The 13,240-nt window shown below is 63.6% G+C and carries 10 protein-coding genes; 7 read left to right on the top strand and 3 right to left on the bottom strand.

Features of this window, described 5'->3' with window-relative positions; genetic code table 11:
• Window positions 1-12: 12 nt before the first annotated feature.
• Both SJY10_RS06230 and SJY10_RS06225 read left to right on the top strand, forming a co-directional pair.
• Window positions 13-783 carry an ABC transporter permease gene (locus SJY10_RS06230; RefSeq protein WP_386684544.1) on the top strand — a complete coding sequence of 257 codons (771 nt, stop codon included), beginning with the start codon at window positions 13-15 and terminating at the stop codon, window positions 781-783.
• Window positions 784-786: 3 nt separating this feature from the next.
• On the top strand, window positions 787-1,326 hold the full coding sequence (locus tag SJY10_RS06225; RefSeq protein ID WP_386680609.1) for a sel1 repeat family protein: 540 nt from the start codon (window positions 787-789) through the stop codon (window positions 1,324-1,326).
• Window positions 1,327-1,433: 107 nt separating this feature from the next.
• Here the strand turns inward: SJY10_RS06225 and SJY10_RS06220 are convergent, their stop codons facing one another.
• Window positions 1,434-2,051 (bottom strand): ABC transporter ATP-binding protein, encoded by a 618-nt coding sequence (locus SJY10_RS06220; protein ID WP_386680607.1) that lies wholly within the window; start codon window positions 2,049-2,051, stop codon window positions 1,434-1,436.
• Window positions 2,048-3,019: an ABC transporter substrate-binding protein gene (locus tag SJY10_RS06215; RefSeq protein WP_386680605.1), complete on the bottom strand. Its 972-nt coding sequence runs from the start codon at window positions 3,017-3,019 to the stop codon at window positions 2,048-2,050. Before SJY10_RS06215 ends, SJY10_RS06220 begins: the two co-directional genes overlap by 4 nt.
• Before the next feature lie 228 nt (window positions 3,020-3,247).
• Between SJY10_RS06215 and SJY10_RS06210 the strand changes: the two genes are divergently transcribed.
• The 4 genes from SJY10_RS06210 (at window position 3,248) to SJY10_RS06195 (ending at window position 9,212) form a co-directional block, all read left to right on the top strand.
• The gene (locus SJY10_RS06210; RefSeq protein ID WP_386680602.1) at window positions 3,248-5,014 is read left to right on the top strand and encodes a PQQ-dependent methanol/ethanol family dehydrogenase; all 1,767 of its coding nucleotides are present in this window, start codon (window positions 3,248-3,250) and stop codon (window positions 5,012-5,014) included.
• 97 nt (window positions 5,015-5,111) lie between these two features.
• The gene (locus tag SJY10_RS06205; RefSeq protein WP_386680599.1) at window positions 5,112-5,807 is read left to right on the top strand and encodes a LuxR C-terminal-related transcriptional regulator; all 696 of its coding nucleotides are present in this window, start codon (window positions 5,112-5,114) and stop codon (window positions 5,805-5,807) included.
• An 82-nt stretch (window positions 5,808-5,889) separates the two neighbouring features.
• On the top strand, window positions 5,890-7,002 hold the full coding sequence (locus SJY10_RS06200; protein WP_386684541.1) for an FIST N-terminal domain-containing protein: 1,113 nt from the start codon (window positions 5,890-5,892) through the stop codon (window positions 7,000-7,002).
• Complete coding sequence (locus SJY10_RS06195; RefSeq protein ID WP_386680596.1) at window positions 6,999-9,212, top strand: PAS-domain containing protein; 2,214 nt, start codon at window positions 6,999-7,001, stop codon at window positions 9,210-9,212. Before SJY10_RS06200 ends, SJY10_RS06195 begins: the two co-directional genes overlap by 4 nt.
• Here SJY10_RS06195 and SJY10_RS06190 read toward each other — a convergent pair.
• On the bottom strand, window positions 9,209-10,444 hold the full coding sequence (locus SJY10_RS06190) for a glycerate kinase (RefSeq protein ID WP_386680593.1): 1,236 nt from the start codon (window positions 10,442-10,444) through the stop codon (window positions 9,209-9,211). The two genes, SJY10_RS06195 and SJY10_RS06190, sit on opposite strands and share 4 nt — an antisense overlap.
• Before the next feature lie 188 nt (window positions 10,445-10,632).
• On the opposite strand from SJY10_RS06190, the gene mprF reads away from it, so the two are divergent.
• A complete protein-coding gene (gene mprF, locus SJY10_RS06185) occupies window positions 10,633-13,236 on the top strand; it encodes a bifunctional lysylphosphatidylglycerol flippase/synthetase MprF (protein ID WP_386680591.1) in 2,604 nt (867 codons plus the stop codon).
• Window positions 13,237-13,240 lie beyond the last annotated feature (4 nt).

Below are 13,240 nucleotides of genomic sequence, written 5' to 3'. Positions count from 1 at the left end.
TGGTGGATCGCCATGCGTGCGATTATGGCGCGCGAGGCGCTGCGCTTTGTACAGCAGCGGGCGCGATTTGTGGCGGCGTTGGTGCGGCCCCTGATCTGGCTGCTGGTCTTTGCCGCAGGTTTTCGCGCCGCGCTGGGGCTGGCGATTATCCCGCCCTACACGACCTATATCAGTTACGAGACCTATATCGTGCCGGGATTGTGCGGGATGATCCTGCTGTTCAACGGCATGCAGTCGTCGCTGTCCTTGGTCTATGACCGAGAGATGGGGTCGATGCGCCTGCTGCTGACCGCGCCCCTGCCCCGCTGGTTTATCCTGTCGGCCAAGCTGGTCGCGGGGGCGGCGATGTCGGTCCTGCAGGTCTATGCGTTTTTGGGGATCGCGGCGCTGTTCGGGATCACGGTGAAGCCTTGGGGCTATATCGCGGCCTTGCCTGCGCTGGCGATCACCGCGCTGATGCTGGGGGCCCTGGGACTGGCGTTATCAAGCCTTATCAAACAGTTAGAGAATTTCGCGGGGGTGATGAATTTCGTCATCTTCCCGATGTTTTTCCTGTCCAGCGCGCTGTACCCGCTGTGGAAAATGGCGGAATCATCGCAATTGCTGTATCGCTTATGTGCGGTGAACCCGTTCACCCACGGGGTAGAACTGGTGCGCTTTGCGCTTTACGCCCAGTTCAATGCGCCCGCGCTGGGATGGACGGTTTTGGCGCTGGGGATGTTCATGGTGGCTGCGCTGCGTGGCTATGATCCGGCACGCGGGATGATGACTAGAAAGGGATAGGCGATGCGGTTGATCCTTGCGATTGCGATACTGCCGGGGCTGGCCTTTGCCCAGGGCACCGCGCCCGAAGACTTTGGCACGATAAATCCCGAAGAGCTGACGATGAACAAAGTGCTGGAGGATATCGCCGCCGGGCGCACCACGATGACGAATTGCGCGGCGGGTTATCTGATGACGAAATCGGGCCGCCACGGCGCGGCGCGGCAAACCTTTGGGGCCTGCGCCGATGACGGTTACACCGGTGCGATGACCTGGATGGGTTATCTGGATAACAACGGCTTCGGCGGGGCATATGACCCGGATGCCGCTGCCGCATGGGATCGCAGGGCCGCCGAAGCGGGCGATCCGGTGGGGCAGTTCAACTATGGCTTATCGCTGCTGCGCGGCTATGGCGCGGCGCAGGATACAGCTGCGGGACGCGCGCTGATCGATGCGGCGGCCGGGGCGGGCCTGCCGATTGCGCAGCGGTTGCAAGCGGCAGGATATGACCTCGAAGAGGTGACACCCGATGCGGACAACTGGCGCTATGCGCCGGTGAACTGACACCTGCGGGCGAGTGGATTTTTTCAGGCACTGTCACAAACAGGGGGGCCAGCCCCCCGTCCCTGCGGGACGCCCCCCGGGATATTTGGGACCAGAAGAAGGGGACCCTAAGCCGGTTGCAGGGTGACTGCGGTAATCTGCGCCGGGTTCCCTGACAGGGTCACGGTGCGGGTGGCAAGGCGGCGGGCTTCGTTTGGGGCGTGGGTCACGATGACAGTGGCCATGGCGCGGCGGCTGGCAAGGGACTGGAACAGAGTCATCATTTCTGACGCGGCTTGTGCGTCGAGGGAGACGAAGGGTTCGTCCAGCAGCATCAGACCCGGATCGCAGGCAAAAGCGCGGGCAAGCGTCAGGCGGCGTTGCTGACCAAGTGAAAGCTGGTCAGGGAAGCGGTCTGCAAGAGCACCGAGGCCAACCTCTGCCAGGGATTGTGCGGCTTTTTCCGCAGTCACCTTTGCGGCGATTTCGATGTTCTGCCGTGCGGTGCGCCAGCGCAGCAGGGTCGGTTCCTGAAACACAAAGGCGGTGCGGGTCGTCACATCCCGCGTGCCGGCGGTTGGTGTCAGACCGGCGAGGATGCGCAGGAGTGTGGATTTGCCGATGCCGGAAGGGCCTGTGAGGGCGATAACCTCGCCTTTTTGGACGGTTAGCTTGACCGGGCCTAGCACCGGGGTCCCCCCGTAAGAGAACCCCGGCAGATCAAGGGTGGCAACCGCGGCGGTCATTCAGCGGGCGGGCTATAAAACAGGCCGTCCGGCAGGCTGGTCACGTCGCCGACCAGTTCAGTGCCGCCAAGATCCGCCATCAGTTGCAGCATCTTGTCGGCGGCGGCGGTATCGACGGCACCGGGCGCCGGAGTGCCCGCGTTAAACCCGTCTTGCAGGGCAAGGAACTGGGCGTCGTCATCGACGCGCATCCGGTCCCGCAAGCGGTCCCATGCGGCGGGATCGCTGGCGAGTTTGGCCTTGGCGGCGGCGCTGGCCTTCGCCATGCCAGCGACCAGTTCGGGATGATCGCGCAACATGTCGCCGCGCAGGACGTAGCCCAGCAGCGGCGTTGCGGGGTCGAGGCCCAGCGCGGCGGCGGCTGTATCGACAGAGATCAGCTCTCGCATGCCGGCGGCCTTCATCTTGGCGATGAAGTGCCAAAAGTTGATGGCGCCGTCGACGTCGCCCGTGGTGCCTGCATTCATGATCAGAGGCGGCGCGCCGAAGACTTGTTCGGTTTCCGCGGCCAGATCAAAGCCGTATTCCTGCTGGGCATAGGCGCGCAGGATAATCCAGCTTTTGTCCAGCTGGCCCCCGGCGATGCCGACCTTTTTGCCCCTCATATCCTCTAGCGTTTGGGCGGTGCTGCCTTCGGGGACCAACATGCCGCCGACGGCGCGGGAATAGGGGATAAAAATGAAATCCTCTCCTGCGGCGCGTTGACGGGCGACCCAGATCCAGTCGCTGACGATCATATCGACCGCGCCGCCCTGAAATGCGATTTGCGCCGCGTCCCCGCCTGCCATGCCCTGCACATCAAGGGCAAAGCCGTTTTCGGCGTCAAACCCGTAGTGCTTTATGGTGTCGAGTTCCCAGTTGACCGTGCCCGATTCCTGCACGGCGGCGCGGATCGTGGCATCCTGGGCTGCGGCCATACCGGCCGTGGCGGCCCATGCGGCCATGGCGATAGCGGTGTAGAACTTCATTAGTGGATCCCCCCTGTTTGGGTGCAGCTTATAGGGTCATTCGCTGCGGGGAATAAGACCAAAGGCGCGGTTTACCCAGGCTGGCGGCGCAATCCTTGCGCGACTACGACCATGGTGTCATTTCGTCGCGGCAGGATCGGGCGGATAGTATCGGCAGGTCTTACCCTGCGTCACCGGCGCGGCAAAGGCCGGGGAGTGACGCGACACATCAACAGGGAGGACAAGCGGATGAACAGATTCATAACCGCCGCCACGGCCATCATCATGGCCGGCACGATGGCGCAGGCGCAGGTGACCGAAGAGGATATCGCCAACGACGCCACGATCACCACGCAGGTTGTGACCAACGGGATGGGGCGCACTTTGCAGCGCTATTCCCCGCTGGAAATCCTGAACAAGGACAACGTAGCCAACTTGGTGCCGGCCTGGGCCTTTTCGCTGGGCGGGGAAAAGCAGCGGGGGCAGGAAACGCAGCCCATCGTTTACGACGGCATGATGTATATCACCGGATCGTACAGCCGTATTTACGCCATTGATCTGCAGACCGGCAAGGAAGTCTGGCAATATGATGCCCGCCTGCCAGAGGGCATTTTACCGTGCTGCGATGTGGTGAACCGCGGCGCTGCGATTTACGGCGACAACATTTATTTCGGCACACTGGATGCGCGCATGGTCGCGCTGAACCGCAAGACCGGCGACGTGGTCTGGAACCAGAAAATTGCGGATTATAAGGCCGGATATTCCTATACCGCCGCGCCGATCATCGTGAACGGTCTGGTCATCACCGGCAATTCGGGCGGTGAATTCGGCATCGTGGGCGAAGTGCAGGCGCGCAATGCCGAGACGGGGGAAATCGTCTGGACCCGTCCCATGATCGAAGGTCACATGGGCACGCTGAACGGCGAAGAATCCACCATGACCGGAGAGCTGAACGCGACCTGGCCCGGCGATATGTGGAAGACCGGCGGCGGGGCCACATGGCTTGGTGGGTCCTATGATATCGAGACGGACACGCTGGTCTTTGGCGCGGGCAACCCGTCGCCTTGGAACAGCCATCTGCGCGGCGCGGGTGCGCCGACCGAAGGCAACACCGGCGACAACCTTTATGCAGCATCCCGCGTCGGACTTGATCCGGCCACCGGAGAGATCAAGTGGCACTACCAGACCACGCCGCGCGAAGGGTGGGACTTTGACGGCGTGAACGAAGTTGTCGCCTATACCGACCGCGCAGGCAACAAACGCTTTGGCACGGCGGACCGGAACGGGTTCTTTTATGTGCTCAACCGCGAGGATGGTGCGTTTGTCTCTGCCGATCCGTTCGTGACGCAGATCAGCTGGGCGTCCGGCATTGATGAAACGGGCCGGCCTATCTTTAACGAAGATAACCGCCCCGGCGATCCGGCGGCGGCGGCTGACGGCGCGAAGGGAGAGACGGTTTTTGCCGTGCCCGGTTTTCTGGGCGGCAAGAACTGGAACCCGGTGTCCTATAGCCAAAGAACGGGCAACTTTTATATCCCGTCGAACGAATGGGGCATGGATATCTGGAACGAGCCTGTGACCTACAAGCAAGGCGCGGCCTATCTTGGGTCAGGCTTTACCATCAAGCCGTTGTACGAGGATTATATCGGCAGCCTGAAGGCGATGGACCCCGACACCGGCGAGATCAAGTGGGAATACAAGAACCCTGCCCCGCTGTGGGGCGGCGTAATGTCGACGGCAGGCGGTCTGGTGTTCACCGGCACGCCGGAGGGCGATTTCATCGCCTTTGACGACGAAACAGGCGAAAAGCTGTGGTCGTTCCAGACCGGGTCCGGCGTTGTCGGCCAGCCGATCACTTGGGAAGACGACGGCGAGCAGTATGTTGCGATCATGTCTGGCTGGGGCGGCGCTGTGCCGCTGTGGGGCGGCGAAGTTGCGCAGACCGTCAGTTATCTGAACCAGGGCGGTATGCTGTGGACATTCAAGCTGCCGCGCCAGTTCGCGCAGGCGAACTAAGCCAATCGGGGCGCGCCGGTCCGGTGCGCCCTTTTTCCGTCTGAACGCACTTGCCGCATAGCGGTTGCTGCGTCACCTTGGCGGCAAAGGAATAGCCATGATCCCAGATCCCAGCCACCCTTTCGGACAACAGGCCCGTGCGATGATCATCGACGATCATCCACTGTTCTGTGACGCGCTGCGCCTGACCCTGCGGGCTGTGACAGGGATCGAGGACATCAGCGCCTATGAACGGCTTGACCCGGCGCTGGCCGCCGTGCAGGCCGGGCCGGTGCCGGATGTGATCGTGCTAGATCTGAATTTGCCGGATGTGTCCGGCCTTGACGGGTTGATCCGGCTACACCGGTCCGTGCCACAGGTGCCGCTGGTCGTCGTCTCTTCCATGGCGGATCACCGGATTATTTGCGCCGCGATCCGGGCGGGGGCTGCGGGATTTGTGCCCAAACATTCCCAGCGCGACACGTTTCGCGCCGCGTTCCAGACCGTGGCGGCGGGCCAGACCTATTTGCCCGATGATATCGACATGAACGAAGGGGCCGATGTGCCCGTGACCGACCGCGATGACGCGCTGGCGCGGCTGGGCCAATTGACGCGCCAGCAAGGCGCGATCCTGCAGTTGATCTGCGAAGGCAAGCTGAACAAGCAGATCGCCTATGACCTGTCGATCGCGGAAACCACGGTCAAGGCGCATGTCACGGCGATCATGCGCAAACTGGGGGTGCAAAGCCGCACGCAGGCGGTGTTGATCGCACAAGAGGCAAGCTATTCCAGCCTGTTGCAAAAGGCCCCTTAACGCTGCAAGCTGAGGTTTCCTTGGGAGGGGAATACCTGTGATTTTGGCCAGTGAAGCTGTGCCGTCCGGGCTGGTGCGCCGCATGCATGTGGCAGAACCAGGGCCGGATGTCGTGCAACGGATTTGCGAAGGGTTGGGGGATGGCCCGCTGTCGCTGGTTGCGGTCTTTGCCGCGCCGGGGGCCGATTTTACCGCGCTGATTGCGGACCTGTCGGCGGCGCTGCACGGGACCTGCATCATCGGCTGTGTCACGGCGGGGGAAATCTTTGGCGGGTATCAGGATGGCGGAATTGTCGCTATTGCCCTGCCCGCCAGTCACTTTGAAACCGAAACCGTCCTGATCCCCGACCTGAAGGCGCTGAACCCCGACGCCACGGTGCGCGACATTATCCGCCGCCGGGCAGCCCTGACCGCGACCGCACCGCACTGGCAGAACGAATTCGCGATCCTGTTGGTGGACGGGCTGTCGCGGCGCGAAGATGCGGTCGTCGCGATGGTGATGCACGGCCTTGGCCAGGTGCCGCTGTTTGGCGGATCGTCAGGGGATGGCACACGGTTTGCCAGCACCGCTGTCGCCTATCAGGGGCAGGTCATGCCCGATGTGGCGGTTCTGACCTGCGTGCGCACGATCTGCCCCGTCAAGGTGTTCAGCCTGGACAACCTGACACCGACCGAACGGCGCATGGTCGTGACCCGCGCCGATCCAGAGGCCCGCATCGTTCACGAAATCAACGCGGAACCTGCCGCCAGCGAATATGCCCGCCTGCTGGGCAAGGATGCGGGGCAGATGGACACCTTTACCTTTGCCGCGCATCCCGTCGTCGTACGCTTTGGCGGGCATCATCATGTGCGGGCGATCCAGCGGGTAACCAACGACGGCGCGCTGGTGTTCTTTTCCGCCATCGACGAAGGCATGGTGCTGACCCTGGCCACGTCAGAGCCGATGGCAGGGCATCTGGGGCGCGAGCTGGACAATTTGTCTGCGCAGGCAGTGCCGGACACGATCATCGCCTTTGACTGCATCCTACGCCGGATCGAGGCAGAGCAAAAACAGCAAAGCGGCGCGGTCAGCCGCGTGCTGGCGGATCATAATGTCGTCGGTTTTTCCACCTATGGCGAACAATACAGTGGGCTGCATATCAACCAGACCATGACCGGCGTTGCGATCTACCCGCCGGGGGCGGTGGTGACATGACGGCAGACTCGCTGGTCAACCCGGCCGACAGCACGCTGCGGCAGAACGAAAAGCTGCGCACGATTTCGGCGGCGCTGATCCGCCGGGTGGAGCAGATGAATAACGATTCCGACGCCGCCTATGCGCAGTTCCAACGTGCCGTCCTGCTAGAAGACACGGTGCGCGCCCGCACGCGCGAATTGGAACAGGCGCTGGACCTGCTGAACCAGTCCAACGCCGAACTGGCAGAGGCCAAGCGCACCACCGACGCCGCCCGCCGCGATCTGTCCAACGCGATCGAAACGATCGGCGAAGGCTTTGCCCTGTTCGACCCCAATGATGTCATGGTGCTGTGCAACAGCCGGTTTGCCAGCGCGATCACCGGCGTTGTGCCGCAGCTGAAGCCGGGCATGACCTTTGCTCAATATGTGCATCTGGTGTCGCGCAGCCCCAGTCTGCGCCTGCCTGAAGGGATGACTTCGGACGATTGGGTCGCCCAGCGCACCCTGCGGCACGGCGACGATCAGGTTGTGTTCAACGTGCATATGACCGGCGACCGCTGGCTGCAGGTGTCCGAACAGCGCACGCCGGACCGGCAGACCGTGATCATGCAGACCGATGTCACCGATATCATCCGGCTGGAACGGGAAGAACGGTCGCGCATGATGGACGATCACACCGCCCTGATCCGCGCCACGCTAGATCATATCCATCAAGGCGTATGCATCTTTAACGGCGATAACCGGTTGGTCGGCTGGAACAGTCAGGTCGCAGAGATGCTGTCGCTGAAGCTGGCGCAGTTTCGGGTCGGTGCGGATTTCGACTTTCTGTTCCGGCGGTTGCAGGACGAAGTGCGCATCCAGACCGGCACCCGCCCGGCAGAGATTCTGGCCTGGGTCCAGCGCCCCGGTGCCCGCCCGCCCCTGCGGTTCGAGGTCCGGCAGCGCCAAGGCAAGGTATTTGATATCTTTGCGCAGGACATGCCCGACCGGGGCTTTGTGATCAGTTTCACCGATGTGACCGCCGAACGGCAGGCCGCAGAAAAGCTGCGTGCGGCCAATGACTTGCTAGAAGCGCGGGTCGAGGCACGCACAGCCGAAATTGCGGTGGCACTCGCTGATGCCAAGCGGGCGAATGCGTCGAAATCCCGCTTTGTCGCCGCCGCCAGCCATGATCTGTTGCAACCCTTGTCGGCGGCCAAGCTTTATTGTGCCTCGCTTGGCGATGACACGCTGGCACCGGGTCAGCAGGATACCTTGGGAAAGGCATTGTCGGCGCTGGCATCGGTCGAGGATATTATCGGGGCGCTGCTGGATATCAGCCAGCTTGATAGCGGCAAGGCGCCTGTGCGGCTTGGTGCCGTGGATCTGGGGCGGATCCTACGCCAGCTGGGCGACGAATTGCGCCCGGCCGCCAGCGCCAAGGGGCTGGAACTGCGGATCAGGCCCAGCACTGCGATGGTGCAAACGGACGCCAGCTATCTGCGGCGAATTTTGCAAAACCTGATCGGCAACGCGATCCGCTACACCAAAGAGGGGCGGATCCTTGTCGGCACGCGGTCCTGCGGTGACGGCGTCCGGATCGAGGTATGGGACACCGGCCCCGGCATCCCCGAGATCGAGCAGGAAAATATCTATAAGGAATTTCACCGCATTGATCCGGTGGCCAATACGGGCAACGGGCTGGGCCTTGGGCTGGCGATTGTGGAACGGGCTTGCGCCCTGCTGGACCATCACCACGGCATGCGCACGGCGGTGGGGCGCGGCACCTGCTTTCACCTGACCGTGCCGCTGGCCCCTGCCCTGCCCCGCGATCCCGCGCATGTACCGGACTGGGTGGCCGAACCGGGCGTCGATGTGGGCGGACAAATTGTGCTGCTGGTGGAACCCGACGCTGCCGCGCGGCGCGGGCTTGCGGCGCTGATGGAACGCTGGGGGGTGCAGGTTCTGGAGGTTGCAAGCGGCGTTGAGGCGGCTGCGCTTTTGGCAGAGATCGAGCTGACGCCGGACGCGATGTTGCTGGGCGATCCCGCCGATGACAGCATGGCGGGGCTGGCCTTGACCGCAAGCCTACGCGCCCAGTTCGGCCCGATCCCCTGCCGCCTGCTGACCGCGGATCGCGCGCCGGGCATTGGGGCTGCCTGCGCGGCCGCGGGCGTCAGTTTGTTGCAGCGGCCTGTTGATCCGGCGGCGCTGCAGTTCTTTTTAAGGGCCGTGCGGGTTCCGGTCTAAGCCTCGATCAGGATCGCGCGCAGATCGTTCACATTGGTCAGCGTCGGTCCGGTGATAACCTGGGTGCCCAGCGCCTCGAACACGGCGTGGGCGTTGTTGGTATCAAGTTGTGCCCGTGGATCAAGGCCAAGGGCGCGCATCTGCGCCAGCGTATCCGGGCCGATGGTCGCGCCTGCGATATCCTCGATCCCGTCGATGCCATCGGTATCCCCCGCCAGCGCGTGCACCTTGCCGTGACCGTTCAGGGCAATGGCCAGCGCCAGCAGGAATTCGACGTTACGCCCGCCGCGCCCCTTGCCGCGCAGGGTGACGGTCGTCTCTCCGCCTGACAACAGGATGCAGGGCGCGGTAAAGGGCAAACCGTTGGCTGACACGCTGGTGGCGATGGCGCCAAGGGTGCGGGCAACATCGCGGGCTTCGCCTTCGATTGCGTCGCCAAGGATGTGACAAGGGATACCTTGCGTTTGCGCAACGGCAGCCGCCGCTTGCAAGGCGATCAAGGGCGAGGAAATGAGGTGGTAACTGGCGCCGGCAAGGCGCGGATCATCGGGTTTGATGCTTTCCGTCAGGTGCGGCGCGGTGATGCCGTAGCGGTCAAGGATGGCCTGCGCATCCGCGCTGGTGGTCGCATCCCCGACCGTAGGGCCAGAGGCGATGACCGCGGGATCATCGCCGGGCACGTCGGAAATCGCCAGCGTGACAACGCGGGCAGGATGGCAACGGGCCGCAAGGCGGCCACCTTTGACGCCCGACAAGTGGCGGCGAACCGTGTTCATCTGACCGATGTCTGCGCCGCTGGCCAGCAGGGCCGCGTTCACGGCCTGCTTTTCCGCCAGCGTCATGCCGGGGGCAGGATCGACCAGCAGGGCGGACCCGCCGCCAGAGATCAGGCAGATCACCAGATCATCGGCGGTCAAATCAGCGCAAATCGCCCAAAGCTCAGCCGTGGCCGCCTGCCCTGCAGCATCAGGCACGGGATGAGAGGCTTCGCGCACCGTGATCCGGTCACAAGTCACGCCGTGGCCGTATCGCGTGATGACAAGACCGGACAGAGGACCCGGCCAGTGATCTTCGACCGCGCGGGCCATGGCGGCCGCGGCCTTGCCTGCGCCGATGACGATGGTGCGCCCTTTGGGCGGCGGCGGCAGGTGGGGCGGCACGCAAAGCGCAGGCTGGGCGGCGGCCACGCCTGCGGCAAACATGGCGCGTAGAAGTTCGGTCTGGGTCATCATGGCTCCGGTCGTGGGTGCGGGCAGGCTAGGCGATGGCTGCGGGGCCGTCTAGCGCACGCGCAGGTCGCGGCGGTGCATGTTACGAATGCGGCGCGGCCTATACCTTGCCTTTCGCGGCAATCGCGCAGAGTCTGACCGCTTGACCGCTACCGCGCGGGCGCGCATCACCCCCGCAACAGGAGACAGCCATGTCAGACAGCGACACGCCGCAACGGTCCGGGATAGTCAGCGCGGTCCTGCAGTGGTCCGGCTGGCGGCTTGTCGTGCCGCTGGCGATTATGGTGATCGCGCTGATCGTGTTGCGCGATCTGAGCCGGGATATCAGCCTTAGCGATTTGCGCCGCGATCTGGCCGGCTATGGCTGGGAACGGATCGCGCTGTCGATTGGGGCGATGGGGATCAGCTATCTGGCGCTGGCGCTATATGATCCGGTCATCCTGCGCAGCCTGAAGGTGGACAGTATGCCCGGCTATGTTCCGGTGCTGACAGGCGTCAGTTCCATGGCGGTGTCGAACCTGCTGGGGTTTTCATGGCTGACGGGCGGCGCGATCCGTTACAGGATCTATGCCGCCTTTGGCGTTGATATCGCAACGGTGGCCAAGCTGATTGCGACGTCCTGGCTGGCGTTTCTGCTGGGGCTTCTGGTGCTGCTGGGCGGGCTGTTCGCGTTCCATCCCGCAGGGCTTAGCGGTGTCATCCATCTGCCGGATGGATCAGAGCTGCTGGTTGGCTGTGCCATCCTTGCCGGTGTGGCGGGCGTGCTGATCTGGACCGCGCGCGGCCCCAGAACGGCGGCGTGGCGGTCGGTGTCCGTCACCCTGCCCGCAGCAAGCCAGATGATTGTGCTGATGGGCATCGCGCTGATCGACCTGACAGCCACGGCATTGACGCTGTATGTGCTGTTGCCCCCCGATCTGGCGCAGAACTTTGTGCTGTTTTTCGTACTGTTTATCGGGGCGCTGGGCCTTGGGGTGGCCAGTCACGCGCCCGGCGGGCTTGGCGTGTTCGAGGCGGCGATAATCGCGGGGCTTGGCGGCACGGGGCGGTCCGATCTGCTGGTGGCGCTGGTGTGCTACCGCGTGATCTATACGGTGCTGCCCTTTGTGATCGCGGTCGTCGGCCTGGCCATCGCCTGGGGCATTGCAAACCGGGACAAAGCCAGCGCGGCGCATGCGACCCTGCTACGGGCCACGCGGCCCATCGTGCCGATCCTGTCGGCAGCGCTTGCGCTGCTGTCAGGGGGGGCGCTGCTGCTGCGGGGCGATCTGCCGACCACAGGGCTGCGCGGCGCTGTGCTGAATGACGTCTTGCCGCTTGGGCTGGTCGAAACGTCGCACCTTTTGGCAAGCGTTGCCGGCGTTCTGCTGTTGATCGTCGCGCGGGGGCTTTACCGGCGTATGGCGCGGGCCTGGTTCATCACGATGTCCCTGCTGGCGGCCGGGCTGGTGTTATCGCTGCTTAAAGGAGCAGAGTTGGGAAATGCCATGGCCCTTGCCTTGGCGCTGGCGGTGCTGTGGTCGTTTCGCAGCGCGTTCTACCGCGTGGGTCTGGGGTCGGCGCTGCGGCTGAATATGCGCTGGCTGATCAGCGTGGCACTACTTGTGGCGGGGATCACTTGGATCGGCTTTTTTGCCTATCGCAACGTCGCTTACAGCGATGCGATGTGGTGGCAGTTTGCATGGAACGGCGATGCGCCCCGGTTTCTGCGGGCCACGATTGCAGTCATTGTCGTCCTGATCGCCGTGGCGCTGAACAGTCTGATCAGCCGGTCTACCACGCGGCTGCAACCTGAACCGATCCCCGATATCGTCCGCCGCCTGACAAAGGCCAGCCCTGATACAGAGGCGGCGCTGGCCCTGACCGGCGACAAGCGGTTCCTGATCGCGCCCGGGCAGGATGCCTATCTGGCCTATGCCGACACCGGTGCCAGCCTGATCGCCAAAGGTGATCCTGTCGGCGATCCAGAGGCCGGAGAGGCGCTGATCTGGGCGCTGCGGGATCAGGCCGACCGCATGGGGCGGCGCTGCGCGTTTTATGCGGTGCAGACGCATTATCTGCCGACCTACATCGATCTGGGTCTGTCGGTCGTCAAGATCGGAGAGATCGCCCGCGTGCCGCTGGCAGGCTTTTCGCTGGACGGGGCCAAGCGCAAGGACTGGCGCCACGCCAAGGCACGGGCAGCGCGTGATGGCTACGCCTTTGCCATCATTCCCGCGGCGCAGGTTCTGGATCATATCGATGCCCTGCGCGCTGTGTCCGACACCTGGCTGGCGCTGAAATCGGGCACGGAAAAGGCATTTGCCCTTGGCGCCTTTGACCCCGCGTATCTGTGCAACTTTGACCATGCCGTGCTGCGCCACGTTGAAACCGGGCGCATCGCGTCCTTTGCCACCCTGCTGCGCGGCGGCACAGGGGCAGAGGTTGCGATTGATCTGATGCGCTATGATCCTGCCACGACCCCCGCCGCGATGGACGGGCTGTTTGCGGATATGATGCTTTGGGCGCGGGACGCGGGGTATACATGGTTTTCGCTTGGCGCGGCACCCTTGGCAGGGCTGGAAAATCGCAGGCACGCGCCGGTCTGGAACCGGGTCGGAGGGTTCATCTATACCCATGGCGAGCGGTTTTATAAGTTCGAAGGTCTGCGCAGTTTCAAGCAGAAATTCGATCCCATCTGGTCGCCAAATTACCTTGCCAGCCCCGGCCGCCTGGACGCTGCCCGCACCTTGTACGAGGTCAACACGCTGATTTCGGGGGGTGTGTCAGGGATCGTGCGGCGCAAGCGTGAGTGATTGA

Source organism: Loktanella sp. R86503, assembly GCF_042466455.1.
Classification (GTDB): Bacteria; Pseudomonadota; Alphaproteobacteria; order Rhodobacterales; family Rhodobacteraceae; genus Loktanella.
Note: the sequence above shows the minus strand (reverse complement) of the source record. Positions and strands in the feature narration are given on the sequence as shown.

What these genes read in the sequence shown, in the direction of transcription:
- SJY10_RS06195 (WP_386680596.1), top strand. Translation starts at nt 6,999, where the DNA reads ATGACGGCAGACTCGCTGGTCAACCCGGCCGACAGCACGCTGCGGCAG.
- SJY10_RS06210 (WP_386680602.1), top strand. Translation starts at nt 3,248, where the DNA reads ATGAACAGATTCATAACCGCCGCCACGGCCATCATCATGGCCGGCACG.
- SJY10_RS06205 (WP_386680599.1), top strand. Translation starts at nt 5,112, where the DNA reads ATGATCCCAGATCCCAGCCACCCTTTCGGACAACAGGCCCGTGCGATG.
- SJY10_RS06220 (WP_386680607.1), bottom strand. Translation starts at nt 2,051, where the DNA reads ATGACCGCCGCGGTTGCCACCCTTGATCTGCCGGGGTTCTCTTACGGG.
- SJY10_RS06190 (WP_386680593.1), bottom strand. Translation starts at nt 10,444, where the DNA reads ATGATGACCCAGACCGAACTTCTACGCGCCATGTTTGCCGCAGGCGTG.
- SJY10_RS06225 (WP_386680609.1), top strand. Translation starts at nt 787, where the DNA reads ATGCGGTTGATCCTTGCGATTGCGATACTGCCGGGGCTGGCCTTTGCC.
- mprF (WP_386680591.1), top strand. Translation starts at nt 10,633, where the DNA reads ATGTCAGACAGCGACACGCCGCAACGGTCCGGGATAGTCAGCGCGGTC.
- SJY10_RS06200 (WP_386684541.1), top strand. Translation starts at nt 5,890, where the DNA reads ATGCATGTGGCAGAACCAGGGCCGGATGTCGTGCAACGGATTTGCGAA.
- SJY10_RS06215 (WP_386680605.1), bottom strand. Translation starts at nt 3,019, where the DNA reads ATGAAGTTCTACACCGCTATCGCCATGGCCGCATGGGCCGCCACGGCC.
- SJY10_RS06230 (WP_386684544.1), top strand. Translation starts at nt 13, where the DNA reads ATGCGTGCGATTATGGCGCGCGAGGCGCTGCGCTTTGTACAGCAGCGG.